The sequence below is a fragment of the Streptomyces tardus genome, from assembly GCF_018101125.2.
GTDB classification, from domain to species: domain Bacteria; phylum Actinomycetota; class Actinomycetes; order Streptomycetales; family Streptomycetaceae; genus Streptomyces; species Streptomyces tardus.
Genome location: NZ_JAELVF020000004.1, coordinates 577,113 through 596,148 on the forward strand (window position 1 = coordinate 577,113; position 19,036 = coordinate 596,148).

At 69.7% G+C, this 19,036-nt stretch carries 14 protein-coding genes and 1 pseudogene; 9 read left to right on the plus strand and 6 right to left on the minus strand.

Annotation, left to right across the window (positions count from 1 at the left end):
* Positions 1-102: 102 nt before the first annotated feature.
* On the minus strand, positions 103-1,071 hold the full coding sequence (locus tag JGS22_RS25060; RefSeq protein ID WP_211042161.1) for an SDR family NAD(P)-dependent oxidoreductase: 969 nt from the start codon (positions 1,069-1,071) through the stop codon (positions 103-105).
* Positions 1,072-1,499: 428 nt separating this feature from the next.
* Complete coding sequence (locus JGS22_RS25065) at positions 1,500-2,609, minus strand: alpha/beta hydrolase (protein WP_211042162.1); 1,110 nt, start codon at positions 2,607-2,609, stop codon at positions 1,500-1,502.
* A gap of 291 nt (positions 2,610-2,900) precedes the next feature.
* Here JGS22_RS25065 and JGS22_RS25070 point away from each other — a divergent pair, with 291 nt between their 5' ends.
* The 3 genes from JGS22_RS25070 to JGS22_RS25080 are packed head-to-tail and all read left to right on the plus strand — an operon-like array spanning position 2,901 to position 4,319.
* Entirely contained in the window at positions 2,901-3,611 is a 711-nt protein-coding gene (locus JGS22_RS25070) for a DUF6152 family protein (protein ID WP_211042163.1), read from the plus strand.
* Between the two features lie 11 nt (positions 3,612-3,622).
* Complete coding sequence (locus tag JGS22_RS25075; RefSeq protein WP_211042164.1) at positions 3,623-4,105, plus strand: DUF6644 family protein; 483 nt, start codon at positions 3,623-3,625, stop codon at positions 4,103-4,105.
* Between the two features lie 58 nt (positions 4,106-4,163).
* Positions 4,164-4,319, plus strand: coding sequence for a 6-pyruvoyl trahydropterin synthase family protein (locus JGS22_RS25080; RefSeq protein WP_211042167.1), 156 nt, complete (start codon positions 4,164-4,166; stop codon positions 4,317-4,319).
* 865 nt (positions 4,320-5,184) lie between these two features.
* Here JGS22_RS25080 and JGS22_RS25085 read toward each other — a convergent pair.
* Positions 5,185-6,102, minus strand: coding sequence for a cupin domain-containing protein (locus tag JGS22_RS25085; protein WP_211042165.1), 918 nt, complete (start codon positions 6,100-6,102; stop codon positions 5,185-5,187).
* A 970-nt stretch (positions 6,103-7,072) separates the two neighbouring features.
* Here JGS22_RS25085 and JGS22_RS25090 point away from each other — a divergent pair.
* Both JGS22_RS25090 and JGS22_RS25095 read left to right on the plus strand, forming a co-directional pair.
* Positions 7,073-8,251: a LacI family DNA-binding transcriptional regulator gene (locus JGS22_RS25090; protein ID WP_216815160.1), complete on the plus strand. Its 1,179-nt coding sequence runs from the start codon at positions 7,073-7,075 to the stop codon at positions 8,249-8,251.
* Positions 8,248-9,858, plus strand: a complete 1,611-nt coding sequence (locus JGS22_RS25095; RefSeq protein WP_216815161.1) for an FAD-dependent oxidoreductase — start codon at positions 8,248-8,250, stop codon at positions 9,856-9,858. The genes JGS22_RS25090 and JGS22_RS25095 overlap by 4 nt, the downstream gene beginning before the upstream one ends.
* A 64-nt stretch (positions 9,859-9,922) precedes the next feature.
* Here JGS22_RS25095 and JGS22_RS25100 read toward each other — a convergent pair.
* Positions 9,923-10,096, minus strand: a pseudogene (locus tag JGS22_RS25100) (FAD-dependent oxidoreductase); the annotation flags it as partial.
* Positions 10,097-10,366: 270 nt separating this feature from the next.
* Here JGS22_RS25100 and JGS22_RS25105 point away from each other — a divergent pair.
* The 4 genes from JGS22_RS25105 (at position 10,367) to JGS22_RS25120 (ending at position 15,472) form a co-directional block, all read left to right on the plus strand.
* Complete coding sequence (locus tag JGS22_RS25105; protein ID WP_216815174.1) at positions 10,367-12,505, plus strand: hydantoinase/oxoprolinase family protein; 2,139 nt, start codon at positions 10,367-10,369, stop codon at positions 12,503-12,505.
* Positions 12,502-13,098 carry a hypothetical protein gene (locus JGS22_RS25110; RefSeq protein ID WP_308405887.1) on the plus strand — a complete coding sequence of 199 codons (597 nt, stop codon included), beginning with the start codon at positions 12,502-12,504 and terminating at the stop codon, positions 13,096-13,098. Before JGS22_RS25105 ends, JGS22_RS25110 begins: the two co-directional genes overlap by 4 nt.
* 4 nt (positions 13,099-13,102) lie before the next feature.
* On the plus strand, positions 13,103-14,383 hold the full coding sequence (locus JGS22_RS25115; RefSeq protein WP_211042418.1) for a TRAP transporter large permease subunit: 1,281 nt from the start codon (positions 13,103-13,105) through the stop codon (positions 14,381-14,383).
* Between the two features lie 81 nt (positions 14,384-14,464).
* Positions 14,465-15,472 (plus strand): twin-arginine translocation signal domain-containing protein, encoded by a 1,008-nt coding sequence (locus tag JGS22_RS25120; protein WP_211042423.1) that lies wholly within the window; start codon positions 14,465-14,467, stop codon positions 15,470-15,472.
* Positions 15,473-15,589: 117 nt separating this feature from the next.
* On the opposite strand, the gene JGS22_RS25125 is transcribed toward JGS22_RS25120, so the two are convergent.
* Together JGS22_RS25125 and JGS22_RS25130 are read right to left on the minus strand one after the other, a co-directional pair.
* Entirely contained in the window at positions 15,590-17,620 is a 2,031-nt protein-coding gene (locus JGS22_RS25125) for a hypothetical protein (RefSeq protein ID WP_211042419.1), read from the minus strand.
* Between the two features lie 42 nt (positions 17,621-17,662).
* Positions 17,663-18,904 carry an ATP-grasp domain-containing protein gene (locus JGS22_RS25130; RefSeq protein WP_211042420.1) on the minus strand — a complete coding sequence of 414 codons (1,242 nt, stop codon included), beginning with the start codon at positions 18,902-18,904 and terminating at the stop codon, positions 17,663-17,665.
* Positions 18,905-19,036: the final 132 nt, after the last annotated feature.

A 19,036-nucleotide genomic window follows, 5' to 3' on the forward strand; every position in this document is an offset into this window, starting at 1 on the left:
GGGGGCGCCGAACCGCGATCGGTTCGGCGCCCCTCTGGCTGGACATCTCGTTCCCAGCGTCACCGAACCTGGCGGCCGGCTCCCGGGCACCGTGCACCGGGCCTATCGCAGGGTGACTCCGGTGCGCTGTGCGTAGGCGTCGAGCAGGTCGCCCTGCGCGCGGGTGTCGCCCGCCGAGGCGTGGACGTCGTTCTCCGGCTCTTGGTGGAAGAAGAACCCGGCGGTTCCCCGGCTCGCCCGCTCGGTGGCCTCGGCCAGCCAGACCTGGGTCTGGTAGCCGGCACGGAGGTCGTCGGGGGCGTAGGGGCCGTTGGCGAACCCCATCATGGTCGGCACCCAGCCCGGTGCGACGGCGTTGACACGGGTACCGGGCCGGTGCCGGGCGACGGCCATGGCGAGGGTGAGGAACTGGAGCTTGCTGTCCTCGTAGGTGACGTCCGTGCCGCCCTCACGCAGCTCGTCGAGCTTGAGGTCGCCGCCCAGGTGCAGGTCGGAGGTCAGGTAGACCGACTGCCGGGGAGGATCGACCAGGCTCGTCAACAGGTACGGGGAGAGTGAGTTGACGTTCAGGATCTCCTCGTTGCTCACGCCGTACTCGCCGGCGTTGTGGACGATGACGTCGAACGACCCCAGCTCGTTGATCCGGGCGGCGAGCCTGCGCGTCTCGTCCAGGTTCTTCAAGTCCCCGGTGACCACGGCCTCCAGCCCTGGCAGGTCCCGCCGTACGTCCGCCGCGCGCTGGTCGTTGCGGGCGTGCGCGACGACGCGGTGCCCGCGGGCCAGAAGGTGGGCGGCAGTGAGCTGGCCCAGGCCGCCGGTGGAACCGGTCACCAGGATGCGCTGGGTGTCCTTCCCGGGGAGCGGGCGGACTTTCTCCTGGATGTGGCCCAGCTCGTCGGCGACTTCCTGCGTGTTGTAGTCCCCTATCCCGAACCTGCCCCCGTGGCCCGATGCCAGGTCGCTGGCGACCGGTCTGCCATCGGGCTTCTGAGCCGTGGAGCAGGCGGCCAGGGCTCCCACGCCAAGCGCGGCAGCGGAGAACAGGAGGGTACGGCGGGTCATATCGGCCATGACGGAGTGCTGCTTTCTCTTCCAGGGGCGGCGCTGATGCGCCGGGGCCAGTGCGGAAATGCGGCGTACGGGAGCCGCGGCACCAGAGCAGCCGTCCCGGCCGCCCGCGCTTGCGCGTGGGAAAGCCAACCGGCCGGGGGCAGGGTGAGGAAGACCCGGTCGATGGGTGTACTGGCAGGCTCTCCCTCCCGTGCTGACTGGCCGCGGAGCGCGGCATCACGCCGCTGACCGCCGTTATCAGCACCGGTGCGAGACCCGGTCAGGCAGTCGTGCGGAACCCGGCTCCCCGGCTTGTGGCCGTGGTCCCGCAGAAGCAGAGCGCCCTTGACCGACTCGGAGGCGGCGACCTGCAGCGTGCTGCGCTGTGTCGCCGCCTCCGAGTCACATCCCGCTGTCCGTGCAGGGACGGACTGGTCTGTCCTGCCGGGTCAGAGGTGCTTGTCGAAGAAGCCGGTGAGCTTCTTCCACGGGATCAGGTCGACCTTGTCGTAGAGGTCGACGTGCCCGGCACCGGGGACTATATGGAGCTCCCTCGGCTCGGGGGCCTGGGCGTAGGCGTCCTCGCTGTAGTACCTGGAGTGCGCCCTCTCGCCCGCGATGAACAGCAGCGGGCGCGGGGCGGTCAGCTCGATCTGGGCGAGCGGCATGAAGTTCGCGATCGCGCCGAGGCTGGTCAAGGTCAGCGGGTGGGAGCGAGGGTGCTGGCCACGCGGTGTCGCGTAGTACTCGGCGAACTCGTCGGCCGCTGCCTGCTGGGACGGCTTCAACGGCACCGCGCTCCCGCCGCCGTAGCGCACCTCGCCGCCGTCGAACTCGGCCCACCGCTGCTCGGCCGCCTCGGCCAGAGCCCGCTTGCGCTCCCCGACCGTGTTCTTCTCGCTGGGGGCCGGGGCGTAGCCCTGGCCGTCTCGGTAGGCGCGGCCCATGTCGTACATGCTCACCGTCGCCACCGCCTTCAGGCGCGGGTCGATCTGCGCGGCGCTGAGGGAGAAGCCGCCGCTGGCGCACACCCCGATCACGCCGATCCTCTCCCGCGCCACGAAGCGGCGGGTGCCGAGGTAGTCCACGGCGGCGCTGAAGTCCTCGACGAACGTCTCCAGGGAGGCGATGTGCCGGGGCCGTCCGCCGCTCTCGCCGTTGTAGGAGGCGTCGAACGCCAGCGTCACGAAGCCGCGCTCGGCCATGGTCTGCGCGTACAGCCCCGAGGTCTGTTCCTTCACACCACCGAACGGATGGCCCACGATCAACGCGCGGGCACGGCCGCGCAGCCGCTTGGGGCTGTACAGGTCGGCCACCAGCTCGATCCCGAGCCGGTTACGGAAGGACACCTTCGTGTGGTCGACCTTGCGGCTGCGGGGAAAGGTCTTGTCCCACGTCGATCCTCGCCGAGCCGTCTGCGCGTAAGCCGTCGTGCTGCCGCCAACAGCCAGCGACCCGGCCGCGACGGCAGCACCGCCCATCATCAGGAGCTGACGCCGCTGCGGACCGCGCCCGCTCCCCGGCGCGGTCATCGATTCACGTGACTCGTCGGAAGTCATCTACTGGCCTTTCCGGATTTCATGCATCTGGACGGATTGGGTGCCACTGATACTTCCGACCCTGACCAGGGCAACTCGCAACGAAAGAGCAGGGGTTGCCGGATTCCTGGCTCAGGCGGCAGCGGCGGGATGGCTCATGAACGGACAGCAAACCGCGATCCCCGGCCGTGAGGGAGACCCTCCTGAAAGGTGTACTGCCAGGGCATCCCTCAGCAGGGGCTCCCTCCCGCCCGCGGGAAAGGGTTCGCTGGATGCCCGACACCCCAGGCCGCCCGGAAGGACCGACTCGGCATGCGCTCCAACCCGACCGCGATACCGCTCGCCCGCACCCGAACCACGAGGCTGGCCACGGCCTCCCTGCTCTCAGCGACGATGCTCCTCGCCTACTCGGCGGGCACCGCACGAGCGCACCACGGATTCGACGACTTCGACACCGACCGCCTCTACTACATCGCCGGCACCGTCTCACAGGTCCGCTGGGGCGAGCCGCACTCCTACTTCACGGTGACCGTCGAAGACGGCCTACCCGCCGACACTCCCGAGCATGAACTGCCCGAAGGACTGCGGGACGCATCCGACCGTGACCCGATCAACGCCGCACCGTCCTACGACGGTTCGCACGACGAGCTGGCCGTCACGATCGCCCCGCCGAGCTTCACCTCGACGTGGGGACTGGACCGCGAACTCGACGACGGCGAGCGGGTCGAAGCCGTCGGCTACATCGGCAAGAGCCACGACGACGAGTTCCGCCCAGTGGTGTTCTGGGTCGACGGGCAGCCCGTCAACCAGGTACTCAACGAAGAACTCCCCGCACAACCGCTCCCGGTCCCCTACCCCCAGGGCGACCAGTCCTCCTCCGGCGCCGACCAGGACGCGCCGTCAGCCTCAGCAGAATCCGAGGGCACATCACCGGTGGCGGTGTGGGCCGGGCTCGGCGCCATCCTGATCGCCGTCGTGACCGGCGGAGCCTTCTACCTGCGCGCCCGCTCGCGCCGGACATGACGGAGCCCGCCATGGACACCGTCTTCTCCTGGCTGGAGAACACCTGGCTCGCCGAAACCATCCGCAGCACGGCCTACCTGTACCCGATGCTCGAAAGCATCCACATCATCGGCATCGCCCTCCTCATCGGCCCGGCCGCCGCCTTCGACCTCCGCCTCCTCGGCGTCGGCCGGCGAACGCTGAGGGTGACCACCGCAGCCAACTATCTCCTGCGCCTGTCCCACCTCGGCTTCGTCATCGCCGCCGCCACCGGCATAGCCATGTTCCTGCCCGGCGCGAACCTCCTCGCCGACCGGGGCAGCGCCCCATGGAAACTCGGCCTCATCCTCCTCGCCGGAATTAACATCCTGATCTTCCACCGACGCACCTACCGCAGCGTGGCCGACTGGGACGCGGACCAGCCAACACCCGTCGCCGCCCGCTGCGCCGCGGTCGTCTCCCTCACCTCATGGACGGGAGTCACGATCGCCGGGCGACTCCTGGCCTACACCTGACAGTGAGGCCCGCTGGAGCCCTCCACGACGGCGAAGGCGGGGATTCCAGCACGGCGGCATCGTCCGGCGCCGAGCGCGCGAGGCAAAATCGCCGACGTCTGCCGAGCACCTGGCACGTTGGATCTTCGACCGCTGGGCCGGCGAGTTCCCGGAACTGACCGTTGTACGGGTCTCCGAGACGCCAAAGACCTGGGCCGTGTACCAACCCGAGTAGCAGGAACCGGCCTACCCTCTCTTGGCTGAGCACGATGTTCGTTAGGGCGTCTCCGATGCTCACAGGCATCCTGTTGAAGCAGCTGGGGGTGGTGCCGCCCGGTTTCAGATCGGTACCGTGGGGTTGCCTTTGCGAAGGTTGGCGGATACGAACGTCGACAACCCCAACCGCCAGGTGCGGCTCAGTTTCCTGGGCTGAACCCGTCCTCGCCCGGCCGGATCTCCGTACCGTGCCTGTTCGACCGCAGATGTCTGCGCGGTACGGACCTGAACGGACTCGAGCGCCCCTGTGACGTCCGCGGCAGATGCCTGCCCGGCGTCCGGCGACTCTCCCGGGTTGAGCGGGACCTCGTCGCCGCTGTGGCCACCGACTCGATGGCTCGGCCCAAGCCGGGGCCGTAGCCGCGCCGCGAGAACGGGCCCGTACGACGATTCTGTGCCATGCCGGCTTCGCCTGCGTCAGGCGCGTCAGGGTGCTGATCTGCTTCTGCCCGGCGTCGCTGGTTGTGCGCTGGTCGCCCGGGCGAGGGGCGTTCCAGGCGGTAGGCCAGGTTTCGGGTGTCGCGTCACGAGCCTGGGCGGAGCGGTGGAAGCCACGAGCCGTTTCTTCTGCGTGAGTTGGGTCGGAACGAGCTTTACCGGTTCGGTCAAGAGGATCTCGTCGTGGAGGAAGCCGGGGCTCGGCTTTTGCTGCCGGGTGGTGGCGGTGTCGGGTCTGTTGGGGTGGGGCTTTCTGCTCGTCCGTCAGGATCGGGCCGGCCGTTGGGGGCCTTCCGCTGCGCCCGACCCTGGTCGTGGTGACCCGGGTCGGGCGTCGGCCGGACGAGGCCGCAGGACCTGCGCGTGCGACGAAGGGCTGCTCGAACTCAGCTCTGCGGGGTGTTGGCCAGAACCCGGCGGAGTACCTCCCACGAGAGGTCGGACTCGGTGGCGAAGGCGCGCTTCTCCTTGGTCTCCTCGTCGATGTAGTCGAAGGAGTCGCGGTTGTAGCTGTCGCCGTCGTGGTCGTGGGCGGCGGTCTGGTCCGGGTTGAGGTAGACGTGGAAGCTCGCGCCGAAGTCGGCGGTGGAGTTCATGTAGCCGGGGCCGGTGGTACCGCCGCCGCCGTCCATGGGGCAGTACACGCGGTGTACGGCGTAGTTGTCGCGGGAGAGCCAGGCGCACTGGCCGGGGGTGAGGGTGAGGAGGCCGAGCTTGCGGGCGTCCCGGTCGAGGTGTTCGTAGACCATGACGTCGAGCTGGCCGGCGAGGCAGAAGACGATGCCGGTGGTGTGGCCGTGGGAGTGGATGGGCGAGTAGTGCTGTGCCGGCCAGATCTCCAGGACGACGGGTGAGCCGATGTCGCCCTTCGGGTGGTCGTCGGGATCGAGGTGGCCGTGCTCCGTGGCCAGGTGGTCGTAGTCGCCCCGGCCGGAGCAGGCGACTCGGATGTACGGCGGGTGGGACTGGTCGTGCCTGTACTTTTCCGCGAGGATCTGGCGCAGCAGACCCACCTTGTCGCCGGGTGCGGCGGCGGGGGCGAGGTGGGCGCGGAGCGCTTCGACCTCCCACGCGGACAGGCGCAGGTCCTCGGCCTTGCGCGCGAGGTCCATGACGGCCGGCGGGATCATCAGCTGGCGGGCGTACTCGTCGAAGGTGGTGGCCTGTCCGATCACCAGGGACGGTACGGCCTTGGCGCCCGCGAGGCGCAACTGCCGTTCCTCTTCCCCGGTGACGTGGAAGGGGTGCCTCGCCTTGCCGTACTCCTGGCCATCGGCGGGAGGCTGGGTGGTGGTCAGGCTCATGAGCCGGCTCCTTTGTCTCTCTCCCCAGGAGCGCACGTGGGAATGCGTACCCCTGGCGACGGTCGGTCCTGTGTGGAGATGGTCAATTGCTGGGCAGACGCATGGCTTTGAGGCCTGCGCGGGGCAACTCACGTGGTGGGCGAGCGGGTTCGCCCCGGACGGTGATCTGCGCGGCGATGGGACGGAACGTGCCTGCGGCCGGGAAGCGGTTGGCTTCGGAGCCCAAGCAGTCCTGTCGTCCTGGTTGAGGGGCCGTACGCCCGATGGCTCGGCTCTCGCGCCCGGCGCTGTCAGCGGGTTGAGGAGGATCTGCCGAGTCCGCCCCGACCCGCTGTGCGTGGTCGGGGGTCGGTGGATCCGGGTGTGGGTCCTGCCGACGCGAGATACACCTTGCGATGAGCCATGCTCGGACGTCCTTCCACGGAACTGCGGAAGCCCCCATGGTCGACTCACGGAAGCCCACACGCAAACCCTGCGTGGTCGTTCGAATGCAATGAGCCACCATGGTTCGGGTCGTCCTCGGCGCACATCGAACGAGGGGGGCGATCTGCGCACGCGTGCCGGTGGTTGGAAGTCCGCTTGTGGTTCCGTGCGGCGAGAGGTGCGGTCATGGGTGCGCGATGCGAATGCGTCTGGTCGTGCGCCGAGCGGTGTGACGTTGGCGGCGACAAGGCCGGTCCCCTCCAAGAGGGCCCGAGGCCTGACGACCTGTCAAGTGACTGACTGAGCAGCGTACTTGAGGGGCGCAGCGGCATTCGACTGCCAGGCTCGGGACGCCGGCGTCGCCCGGTGGTTTCCATCGGTGGTGGCACCGGGTCCTGCGCTCGTTCCGGGCCGCCGGTCGGGGGAGCGGGGTGGCGTCGTGGTGGTGATTCCTCCGTGCACACCCCTTGACCGGCGTTCGAGAGGTCCCCCAGAGTGCGGGCTAATGCGCATCACTAATGCGCATTAGCCGAGAGATGGGGTCGTTGTGAGGGAAGCCGGTAAGCGGACGCGTGGCCGTGGGACGACGGCGCGTCCGGGGCGGCCGCGGCAGGCGGAGGTCGCACGGCTGGCCGGTGTCTCGCAGACCACGGTCTCGCTGGTGCTCGGCAAAAAGACGGGCGGCGCGGCGATCTCCGAGGAGACCCGGCAGAAGGTGGTCGGGGCGGCCGAGAGTCTTGGCTACGTACCGGACCCGGCGGCTCGTCGACTGGCGGCGGCGCGCAACAACCTGCTGGGCGTGTTCAGCTTCACGGCGACCTTTCCCACGGATGTGCAGCACTCGTACTACCCGTTCCTGGTGGGTGTGGAGCAGGAGGCGGCGGCACAGGGGTACGACCTGGTGCTGTTCACCGGTTCCAGTCCGGGTGGCACCGGTGGGGGGACGCACGCGCTGCACCGGGCCCGGCTGGCCGACGGCTGTCTGATTCTGGGTCGCCACGCACCGACTGCCGAGTTGTGCAGGCTGGTGGCGGAGGGGTTTCCCGTTGTCCACCTCGGACGGCGGGACGAACCGGAGGGTCCTGCCTGGGTCGGCGCCGACTACGTCAGCGCGAGCCGGGGTGTCGTGGAACGGCTGGTGGCACTCGGGCATCGCCGGATCGTCCTGGTTCGCGAGGACGACGAGGCGCCGGCGTCCACCGACCGTGAACAGGGGGTCCGGGAGGGGCTCGAGGAGGCCGGGTTGCCGGTGGGGCCCGAGGCGGTGTTCCGCAGTGCCGATCCGGCGCGGGAGCTGACGTCGGATCGGGTACGCGAGTGGGTGGCGGACGGGGTCACCGCGTTCGTCGCGGAGGAGACCGACACCTCGGCGGCCTGGCGGGCGCTGAACGCGGCGCTCGCCGAAGCGGGGCTCAACTGCCCCGGCGATGTGTCGCTCGCGCTCCTCGGCAGCCCGCCGCCGGACGCGGCGGACGGTCCGACACCGGCCGGCTTCGACATTCCCCGGGCCCAACTCGGCGCGGCCGCCGTCCGGTTGCTCGCGGCCCTGGTCGCCGGGGAGCAGGCGAGCGAACCGCTTGTGGCGTGCACCTTCCGGCCGGGCGACACCCTGGCGCCACCACGGCGGACGTCACCGCAACCACCCGATCCGTTGCCGGGGCCTCGTGTCCCGGGGCGCGGTCGGAACCGCAACACCCGTACCGAACAAGGAGAACCAACGCAGTGACACCCGAACCTGACATCCTCATCGTCGGCGGCGGCCTGGGCGGCGTGGCAGCCGCGCTCGCGGCCTGCCGGGCCGGACGGACCGTCGTCCTCACCGAGGAGACGGACTGGATCGGTGGCCAGCTCACCTCGCAGGCGGTGCCGCCGGACGAGCACCCGTGGGTCGAGCAGTTCGGTACGACCGCGTCGTACCGGGGGATGCGCGAGTCGATCCGCGACTACTACCGGCAGTGGTATCCACTGCGTTCCGAGGCGCGCGACCTTCCCCGGCTGAACCCGGGCGCTGGGCGGGTCAGCAAGCTCTGCCACGAGCCGCGCGTCGCGCTCGCGGTGCTGGAGGGGCTGCTCGCGCCGCACCGGTCGGCGGGTCGGCTGACCGTCCTGACCGAACACGTTCCGGTCGCCGCCGCGACGGACAACGATGTCATCACCTCGGTCACCGTCGAGGACCGGCGTGCGGGCGTTCGCCGTACGCTCCACGCCCCCTACGTCATCGACGCCACCGAGACCGGCGAACTGCTCGAACTCGCCGATGTGGAACACGGGTTGGGCGCCGAGGCGCGCGCCGAGTTCGACGAGCCGAACGCGCCCGAGCAGGCACAGCCGCTCAACCAGCAGGGCATCACCGTCTGTTTCGCGCTCTCCCACCACGAGGGCGAGAACCACGTCATCGACCGCCCCGCCGACTACGACTTCTGGCGCACCTACCAGCCGGACTTCTGGCCCGGCCCGCTGCTCGGTTTCCTCGCCCCCGACCCGCGTTCGCTGGAGGCGGTGCCCCGGACGTTCCTGCCGAACCCCTCGACCGACCCGCTCGCCGTCAGCGCCGACCAGAGCGCGGACGCCGGCGACAAGGAGCTGTGGGGGTTCCGCCGTATCCTCGCCCGCAAGCTGCACCGCCCGGGGGCCTTCGACTCCGACATCACCCTGGTGAACTGGCCGCTCAACGACTACTGGCTCAAACCGCTGATCGGCGCGGGCGAGCAGACGTCGGCCGAAGCGGTTGCCGAGGCACGGCAGTTGTCTCTCTCGGTCCTGTACTGGTTGCAGACCGAGGCGCCCCGTGAGGACGGCGGTACCGGCTTCCCGGGGCTGCGCATCCGCCCCGACATCACCGGCACCGAGGACGGTCTGGCCAAGGCGCCCTACATCCGTGAGTCGCGCCGGATCAAGGCCGTCACCACCGTGACCGAGCAGGACGTCGCGATCGACGTGGTCGGGCCGTACGGGCGGACCCGCTACCGGGACTCGGTCGGCGTCGGCAACTACCGCATCGATCTGCACCCCTCCACCGGCGGCGACAACTACATCGACGTCGGCTCGGTGCCGTTCGAGATCCCGCTGGGGGCGCTGATACCCCGCCGCGTCCGCAACCTGCTGCCGGCCGGCAAGAACATCGGCACCACCCACATCACCAACGGCTGCTACCGACTCCACCCGGTCGAGTGGAACATCGGCGAGGTCGCCGGCGCGCTGGCCGCGCACTGCCTCGACCAGGGCGCCGAACCGCACCAGGTGCAGGCCGAGGACCAGCGGTTCGCCGAGTTCGCCCGGCAGTTGGACCGGGAGGGAGTACAGCGTCACTGGCCCGACGTACGGGGCTACTGACATCTCCCGGCAGCGCACCCGCTTCCCGAACGCGTTCGGGAAGCGGGTGCGCTGCCGGGAGATGTCAGTAGCCCCGTACGTCGGGCCAGTGACGCTGTACTCCCTCCCGGTCCAACTGCCGGGCGAACTCGGCGAACCGCTGGTCCTCGGCCTGCACCTGGTGCGGTTCGGCGCCCTGGTCGAGGCAGTGCGCGGCCAGCGCGCCGGCGACCTCGCCGATGTTCCACTCGACCGGGTGGAACATCGGCGAGGTCGCCGGCGCGCTGGCCGCGCACTGCCTCGACCAGGGCGCCGAACCGCACCGGCCACGCCCGGAAAAGTTATCCACAGGACGACAGGCGCGCTGTGCACAAGTCGACTTGTGCACAGCGCGCCTGTCGTCCTGTGGATAACTTTTCCGGGCGTGGCCGGTGCGGTCCTCACCCGCCGACTCGCCGCCCTCGGCCGACGGTCCTGGATGTGGCCCTCGCAGTCGATCTCCTCCAGCAACCTGCCGAGTGCTTCCACGATGCCGTGTGCGACACCGTCTTCGTGGTGGTGGCTGGTGGGGACCTTCACCGACGCCGTGGCCGTCGACGCCGCAACGCTCGAACTGCTGGGCCAGGTGAAGGTCCCCACCAGCCACCACCACGAAGACGGTGTCGCACACGGCATCGTGGAAGCACTCGGCAGGTTGCTGGAGGAGATCGACTGCGACCCGCAGGATGTCGCCTTCCTCGCCCACGGAACGACCCAGGCGACCAACGCCCTGCTGGAGGGGGACGTCGCCACCACCGGTCTGATCGGCATCGGCACCGGACCCGGTGCGGTCCTCACCCGCCGACTCGCCGCCCTCGGCAAGCTCGAACTCACCCCGGGCAAACGGCTGCCGCTGGTCTACGCCCACGTTCCCGACCACCGCGACCGGGACGCGGTGGGGCAGGCGGCGGACTCGCTGGTGCGGCAGGGCGCCGAAGTCCTGGTCGCCAGCGAACCGTTCAGCGTGGACCGGCCCGAGGGCGAGGAGGCCGTACTGGAGGCCGCACGCGGGCACGGGCTGCCGATGACCGCCGGGCACGAGATCACCTCGCTCTACGGGCTGCACAAGCGCACCCGCACCGCCGTCGTCAACGCGGCGATCCTGCCCCGGATGCTCGCGACCGCCGATCTGGTGGACGCCTCCATCACCAGGGCCGGGGTGACCGCCCCGCTGATGGTGATGCGCTGCGACGGTGGCGTGATGTCGCTGGACGAGATGCGTCGCCGTCCGCTGCTGACGATCCTGTCCGGCCCGGCGGCCGGGGTGGCGGGCGCGCTCATGCAGGAACGCATCAGCGAGGGGGTGTTCCTGGAGACGGGCGGGACGTCCACCGACATCAGCGTGGTACGCCGCGGCAAGGTCGCCGTCCAGCACGCCACGGTGCTGGGCAAGAAGTCCTACCTCAACGCGCTGGACGTCCGTACGGTCGGCGTCGGCGGTGGCTCCATGGTCCGCATCGGTGACGGCGCCAACCGCACTGTCACCGGCGTCGGACCGCGGAGCGCCCACATCGCCGGACTGCCGTACGCCTGCTTCGCCTCCGTCGAGGAGCTGCGGGACGCCACGGTCGGCACCATCAGGCCGATGGCCGACGACCCGGCCGACTACGCCGTGCTCGACGCCGCCGGCGGCAGGTTCGCCATCACCATGACCTGCGCCGCCAACGCGCTCGGACTGGTCCCCGAGGGGGACTTCGCCCGCTGCGACCCGCAGGTGGCCAGGGCCGCGCTCGCACCGCTCGCCGCTCTGCTCGGTACGGACGTCGACGGGGCCGCGACGCAGCTGCTCGACGCGGGCGTCGAGCAGGTGAAGACGGTCGTCGACGCGATGGTCGGCGACTACCGGCTGGACGAGGACACCGCCGTACTCGTCGGCGGGGGCGGCGGTGCCGCCTCGGTCACCCCTCATCTGGCCCGGCTCACCGGCTTCGAGGGCCGTATCGCCCGGCACAGCGAGGTGATCAGCCCGATCGGTGTCGCCCTGGCGCTGGTCCGTGAGCAGATCGAGCGGATCATCCCGGGCGCCGGCCAGGAACAGATCCTCGCGGTACGGGCCGAGGCGGAGGCCGCGGTCGTCGCCCAGGGAGCGGCGGCCGAGGGCGTCGAGGTCGAGGTCACCGTGGACCCGCAGACCAGCAAGGTCCGCGCGGTCGCCACCGGCGCCACGGAGTTGCGCACCCAGGACCGGGCACACCGGACGGACGACGGCGAGCGGTTGCGCAACGCCGCCGCCAGCCTCAAGACCGACGCCTCCGCCGTCGAGGTCCTCGCCGCCGCCGGGGCCCACACCGTGTACGGGACCGAGGTGCGCCGCCGACTGCGCGCCACCCGCCGCCCGGTACGGGTCGTGGACGCCGACGGAGTGGTGCGGCTGCATGTGGCGGACGCCCATGTGGAGTCCACCACGGTCGCCGACGCCCCGGGCGTACTGGCCCGGCTGGTGAAGGAGAAGACCTCCTACGGCGACGGCGGGGTACGGGCGCCGGCAGTACGGCTGTTGCTCGGCTCCCGGATAGCGGACCTCTCCGGCGTACTGGAGCCCGAGCCGCTACTGGCCCTGGCGCGTGGGGAGTTGCGCTCGCGCGGCGGCGCCGAACCGGTGGTGGCGGTCGTGGAGGTGCGGTCGTGAGCCCCGCGGGTCGGCCCGCCGGGCCGGCGCTGGAGGCCACCGCCGATCTGGACTTCGCGGTACGGCTGCTGGCCGCCACCCCGACGCACGAGAGCCGTGACCCGCAGCTGCTCCGTCAATGGGCCCGGTGTGCCGACGGGTTCGGGGCCTCGCTGCCGAGGGTGGAGTTCACCTCCACGGTGGTGGAACGCGCCGACGGTCTCCAGCAGGGCCTGCTCGCGAGGTACCGCTCCCGCCCCACGCCCACCGTCGAACTGTTCACCGACACCCTGGCCGCCGCCGAGGAGCTGGTCGACCGGCGCGGCTGGCGGCACTGGTACCCACCGGGCTCGCTCCGCGCAGCCGCGCTCGCCCACGAGACCGTCCACGAGCGACTCCACCACGGGCCCGAACGGCTCGCGCTCAAGCGGGAGTTGGGACATGTGCTGCTGCGCTGCGGCCGACTCCGGTGGTACGGCCATGTCGCGGGCGCCGAGGAGGTCGCCGCGCACGCGTACGCCCGCACCGTCTGCGGCCTGGGACGCAGCCCGCTGCTGCTGACCGCCGCGCTCGCCGAAGTCTTCACCCAGAAGGACACCCACAGAGAGAAGTAACGTCATGGGCGTTGTCATCCTGCTCATCATGGCGGTCGGAGTGGCCGCGATGCTGAGCCGCAAACTCCCCACCGCCTTCGCTCTGGTGGGTATGGCCGTCGCCATCGCGGTGGCCGCCGGAGCCGCGTTCTCCGGCGAGGAGAGCGTGCTGGACACGGTGCTCCAGGAGGGCGCGCCGATGCTCGCCTCGACGATGATCGCGGTACTGCTCGGCTCCTGGCTCGGCAAACTGCTGGACGAGACGGGCGTCGCCTCGACCATCGTCCGCAAGATCGTCGAGTTCGGCGGTGACCGGCCGACCGTGGTGGCCCTCGGTGTACTCGGCGTCTCCGCGCTCATCGGTACGGTGACGGGCTCGGCGCCGGCGGCGATGATGGCGGGCATCATCGGTATCCCCGCGATGATCGCGGTGGGCATCCCCAAGGTCACCGCGGCCGGCACCATCCTGATGGGCATCGCCGTCGGTGTGCCGTTCGAGCTGCCGATCTGGCAGTTCTTCTCCTCCGCACTGGATCTGTCGGTGCCGCAGGTCCGGTCGTTCATGGTGAAGCTGTTCCCGTTCGCGCTGGTCGCGGCGGTCGGTTACGTGCTGATCGAGACCCGGCGGCGCGGCGTCGAGCACGCCTGGGCCTTCAAGTCGGCCTCCGCCAAGCCGAGTTCGCGCCGCGAGCGGCTCGGTGACGCGCCCTGGTACGCGCTGCTCACCCCGGTCGTACCGCTGGTGCTGGCGCTCGGCTTCGAACTCGCGATCATCCCCTCGCTGCTCGCCGGCGTGCTGTACGGACTGGTCACCACCACCAGGCCCCGGGACATGAACAAGCGGCTGCTGCGCACCCTCTACGGGGGCTTCAACGTGGCCGCGCCGCCGATCGCCCTGTTCATCGCGATCGGGATGCTGCTCGCGGCGGTCCAACTGCCCGGCGCCGTGGCGGCGTTGGAACCGCTGGTGAAGGCGGTCAGCCCGCAGAACCCGATCGTGTTCGTGCTGGTCTTCACCCTGCTGGTGCCGCTCTGCCTCTATCGCGGCCCGCTCAACATCTACGGCCTCGGGGCGGGTATAGCGGGCGTGCTGATCGCCGCCCAGATCTATCCCGCGATGGCGGTGCTCGGCATCGCCGCCTCGTACAACCAGGTCTTCGGTGTGTCGGACCCGACCAGTACCCAGACGGTGTGGAGCGCCCAGTACGCGGGGGTGAGTCCGCAGCAGGTGATGGTGCGCACCCTGCCGTACGTCTGGACCGTCGCCCTGGGCGGCTTCGTCGTCACCGCCGCCACCTATCTGTGAGCCACGTAGATCAACCAACTCCCGGAACGGAGAGATCAGTTGAACGAGCCGCGGCACCACCACACCGAGCAGTCCCCGCCCATGGCCGGCGTCAACCGCAGGAGCTTCCTGCGGGGGGCCGCCGCCACCGGCACCGTCCTCGCGGTCGGTACGGCGGTCGGCACCGCCATGACGTCCACAGCCGCCGCCGCGCCGGGCGGCTTCCCCGACTACAGGTACGCGAAGACGCTGCTGATCCCGTCGGAGCTGAAGTACCGGCCCACCGGCGAGATCATCTTCCCGTGTATCCGGGGCGTGTACGACCGGCTGTCCAACCCGCTGGGTCGCTACTACCTCTACTACGCGCCGCACGATCCGCCCGGCGGCATCTGCCTCGCCTACGGAGACTCCCTGGAAGGGCCGTTCACCGAGTACCCGCACAACCCGATCGTCTCGAAGGACTGGCAGCCGCACTACAACGTCTCCCATGTCTCCTCGCCGCACGTGTTGTGGAACGAGGACGCGGGGGAGATGTGGCTCTACTTCCACGGCGAGAACCACACCACCCGTCTCGCCCGCTCCAAGGACGGCATCGACTTCACCTATGACCGGGTGGTGCTGGACAAGTCGATGCTCCCGAGCGGAACGCAGGAGACCTCCTACGCCCGGGTCTTCCGGTACGACCTGCCGGATCGCGGGGCGCGCTACGTCATGCTCTTCATGCGCAGACCCCAAGCCGACAACCGTGACATCGGCTGGGGTTGGTCCGCCGACGGACGGTCCTGGTCCTTCGCCCAGGAACCCCTCGTCCGGCACTCGGACGTCGGGATGCGGGACCTGAGCGGCCCGCATCTGCTGACCCGCAACGGCAGCGCGTATGTCGTCTACCACACCGACAAGGGCAGCGGCGGCAACCTGTTGATCACCGAGGTCGGCCGTGACTTCTCCCGTCGCGAGCATCTCGGTGTCTTCCACGCCTCGATGGACGGCGGGCCCGACAACGGTCGCGTTGCCGCGCCGAGTTTCGGCACCGACAAGGGCGTGCCGTACATGGTGTACGAGGCGGGCGACCGGCTGAACGGGTCGATCGCGGTGGCCCGGGGGAGCTGAGCAACGCCGTCGGAGGCGGCCGTCCACCTGCCGGGGAGGCGAGGGGACGGCCGCCCCCGTGCGCTGAGCGGCTCCGGGGCTCGCGGCCCTCTCAGGACCGCGAGCCCCGCGGTCGCCTCAGGACCGCGGGCCTTCGAGGGCTTGCAGCGATCCGGCCGGCAGCCGGTCGTTGCCCCAGCTGCGCTCGATGTAGCCGATGATCCGGGTGATGTCCTCGGCGGGCACCCGTTCCGGCTCACCGCGCTCCAGCGGGTCGGCGTGGAATATGTAGAGGCGGGAGGCGAACTGGTCGAACGGCAGCGACGCCTCGCCGAACCGTTCGCCGTTGCCCGCCGTGGAGACGACGACACCGTCGCCCCAGTCCTGGCCGCTGTCGTTGTTCGGATTGAAGAAGTAGACCCGCATCACGTCCTGCGGGTCGGGTGCCGCCCGCAGGATCGTGATCGCGTGCCAGCCGACGTACCGGGCCGCACTGTCGGTGACGGCGACGCCGGCCGGCTGCGGATGGATCAGCGGCTGCTCGCCGTTGTACGACGGGTGGTAGCTGGCGTGGAACTGCCGCAGGAAGTCGTCGAGTTCGACCAGGTTCCCGGTCTCGACATCGACGTTGATGTGGAAACCGCGGCCCGTCCACCAGCCGTGGAACTCGGGGTTGACCCACCGGTGCGGGTCCCCGGGCCGCCCCGCGCAGCGGCGCCCCATTTCGGCGTATATCCGGTCCAGATGCGGTACCACCAGGAGCGACACCGGATCCAGGTCCGTCGGCAGCGTGCTCGCGACTCCGGAGGCGCTCTCCTTCGACGAGATCGGCTGGCCCTCGAAGTGCATGATGACCTCGTCGTCGCGGGCCGCCCAGACCACCATCTGGAGCAGATAGTCCGGGTCGTTGTACGACCACATCGACAGCGCCCGGGCCGACTGGCAGGTCGGGTTGTCGCCCTGGCCGACGCCGAGCGGCTGACCCAGCATCGAGAGCACCCCCGCGACCAGCCTCGCCCGCGGGTCCGGAACGTCGCCGAAGGCCGCTGTCAGCCGGTCCCGAGCGACGGGGGAGAGATCGAGCGCCAGCTGGCGCCAGAGCGCGGGCACGATCGGCGGCTCGTGCAGGATGCCGCGGTCGAGGAGCAGCGCGAGCCCGTAGACGCTCTGCGCGGTCTGCGGGTGTACGGAGACCTCGATGAGCCGGTGCACCAGCTCGCTGTAGCGCAGCAGACAGTTCCGGCCGGTGTCGGACAGGCCGAGGGCTTCAGCGAGGAGGTAGTCGCTCTCGCGCAGGAGGAACCGGAGCAGCTGCGCGTGGTACGGCGACACCAGGCCGGTGTCGTGCATCGCCCGGGCGAACCCCGACGCCTCGTACTGCAGACCGCCGGCGTCCATGGCCTCGAGCCGGGAGTGGAAGACGTCGAAGCCGGGGTCCTCCCGGCACGCCTCGGTGGTCCCGAAGAGGCTGGTGATCAGCCGGTCGATGCCCTGCCCCGACGAGACGCCGAGCGCGACGTCCGGGTCGTTGCGGTAGACCGCGATACGGGTGATCAGGGACTGCACGTCCTCGACCTGGATCGGGCGCTGCCGCAGGATCCGCCAGATCTCGTCGACCAGGTTGTCCAGGATGCTGTCGTAGCCGATCTCGTCGGCGAGGTGGCGGAACAGGTCACGGACGAGCTCCGCGGTCCGGCCGTCCCGGGCCCGCTCCGCCTCGCTGATCGGAGCGAAGAGCAGCTCCAGGTTGGTCGCCAGCACCTGGGACAGGAAGAGGCGGGCGTCCTCGGCGGAGAGTGTCGGGTGCGCGAAGTCGCCACGGGCGACGGCCAGCATGCGAAGCTCGCTGGCCGCCTCCATGACGACGGTGTCCGCGTCCCCGCTGTGCAGACTCGGCCCCACCAGCGAAGGTATGAGGATCTCCGGAGAGGCCCAGTCGGTCTCGAGGAAGACTCCGGCTTCCTCGAGGGCCTGCGCCCTGCTCTGGACTGCGGCGGCGCCGCCCTGCTGCAGGAGTACCCGCCGCAGGGCTTCCAGGACCCGTCGCAGCTTCGTGTGCTTGCCGAAGTCGCGGGTTTCGGCCATGGCCCGGATGGCGTCGTCGAGTGAGGCCACGCGCTTGCCGAGTCGCGCAGCCTCACTGTTGACGTTGTCGACGGTCGGTTCCAAAAGGGGCTTCCCTCGATCAGGTCTTCTGCGTCCGCGAGGTCGTCAGACGTAGAAGTCGAGCTCTTCCTGCTGCTTCAACAGGTCGCGCATGCGGTAGGGGTCCTCACCGAAGAAGTACACCAGACCCCAGTGGGTGCCGAACGCAGTCCTCTTGGTGACAGTCTCCTCCACCGGCTTCGAGAGGTCGTGCGACTCGTAGTAGTCGTCGTCCTCCGTCTGCTCCGGGATCCGCAGGTCGCTGACGACGCGGCGGCGCGGGTAGACACCGAAGCAGCCGGCGACTCCGGACGCGTCGACGACCTCGCGGGGGAAGAAGGCGTCGATCTCCTCCTCCGTCGTCTTCGGGTCGAAGGCCAGCACGAGGCCATGGTAGGCGTTGAATCCGTACGCCCGCTCCAGGAGCTCGAACACCTTGAAGCCCGGTGGCCGGTAGGCGACTTCGCCGAAGTACATCTCTCCGTCACTGGTGACGAAATACTCCGGGTGCACGAATCCGAACTCGATGTCGAACGCCTTGATGAGCTTTTCGATCTGAGCGGTGATCTGCGGGCGGTACCGCTCCAGCTCCGGGGTCGCGGGTACGAAGACCGAGTACCCCAGCGTGACGTACTCGGAGATGTTGAGGAACTTGATTTTTCCGTTGTGCACCCACGCCTCGACTGCGAACTCCCAGCCGTCGAGGTGGGACTCCATGAGGACCGGGAACTCTTCTTCCGGGATCGTGTCGACCTCGTCCGGTGTGCGGATGACGCGGTGCCCGAGGCATCCTGCTTTGTCGAACGCCTTGAGATGGATGGGGTCGTTCGGGTCACCGTCGAGCTTGAGCAGCGTCTGATTGACGCGCTTGAGGAAGCGGATGACGTCGTCCCGGTCGTGCGCCTCCTCGAAGATCCCGACACGGATGCCGCCGAGCTGTGCGCGGCGTTTCATCAGCGCCTTGTCCCGCAGCAGCATGGCCTGTCCGTACAGGCGGGGATCTTCCAACAGCACCGAGTTGATCGCCCCGGCCCATTCCACGGTTTCCTCGAACAACGGGATCGCGACGTCGACGCCCTCCTTCTGGAGGGTTTCGGCAATCTCCATGGAGCGGTCATTGAGCCGTTCGAAATTCCACGGGACGTAGGGGATGTCGTGCTCAACGCAGTACTCCTCGGCCCATTCCGGCGCCACGACGATGTATCTGCGGTCGAACCGGTCGAGCGCTTCCACTGCGGCGAGGCTCCAGCCGAGAAGCGCCACGTATCCTTTGTCGGGATTTCTGGTGCCCAGTTCGCGCTCCGGCATAGATTCTTCTCCTTCGGCGCTTGCGCGCATCGATGACGTGACTGACTCGCGTACCCGGCGGTCCCGCGCACAAACGATGAGACTTTCGGGGCCGTGGCTGTGGAAGGCGGGCCGACGTGTCCCGCGTTCTGC

Excerpts from the sequence above, each read along its gene's own strand:
- JGS22_RS25085 (WP_211042165.1), bottom strand. The coding sequence starts at position 6,102 with ATGAGCCTGACCACCACCCAGCCTCCCGCCGATGGCCAGGAGTACGGC.
- JGS22_RS25105 (WP_216815174.1), top strand. The coding sequence starts at position 10,367 with ATGCCGTGTGCGACACCGTCTTCGTGGTGGTGGCTGGTGGGGACCTTC.
- JGS22_RS25070 (WP_211042163.1), top strand. The coding sequence starts at position 2,901 with ATGCGCTCCAACCCGACCGCGATACCGCTCGCCCGCACCCGAACCACG.
- JGS22_RS25060 (WP_211042161.1), bottom strand. The coding sequence starts at position 1,071 with ATGGCCGATATGACCCGCCGTACCCTCCTGTTCTCCGCTGCCGCGCTT.
- JGS22_RS25115 (WP_211042418.1), top strand. The coding sequence starts at position 13,103 with ATGGGCGTTGTCATCCTGCTCATCATGGCGGTCGGAGTGGCCGCGATG.
- JGS22_RS25130 (WP_211042420.1), bottom strand. The coding sequence starts at position 18,904 with ATGCCGGAGCGCGAACTGGGCACCAGAAATCCCGACAAAGGATACGTG.
- JGS22_RS25075 (WP_211042164.1), top strand. The coding sequence starts at position 3,623 with ATGGACACCGTCTTCTCCTGGCTGGAGAACACCTGGCTCGCCGAAACC.
- JGS22_RS25065 (WP_211042162.1), bottom strand. The coding sequence starts at position 2,609 with ATGACTTCCGACGAGTCACGTGAATCGATGACCGCGCCGGGGAGCGGG.
- JGS22_RS25120 (WP_211042423.1), top strand. The coding sequence starts at position 14,465 with ATGGCCGGCGTCAACCGCAGGAGCTTCCTGCGGGGGGCCGCCGCCACC.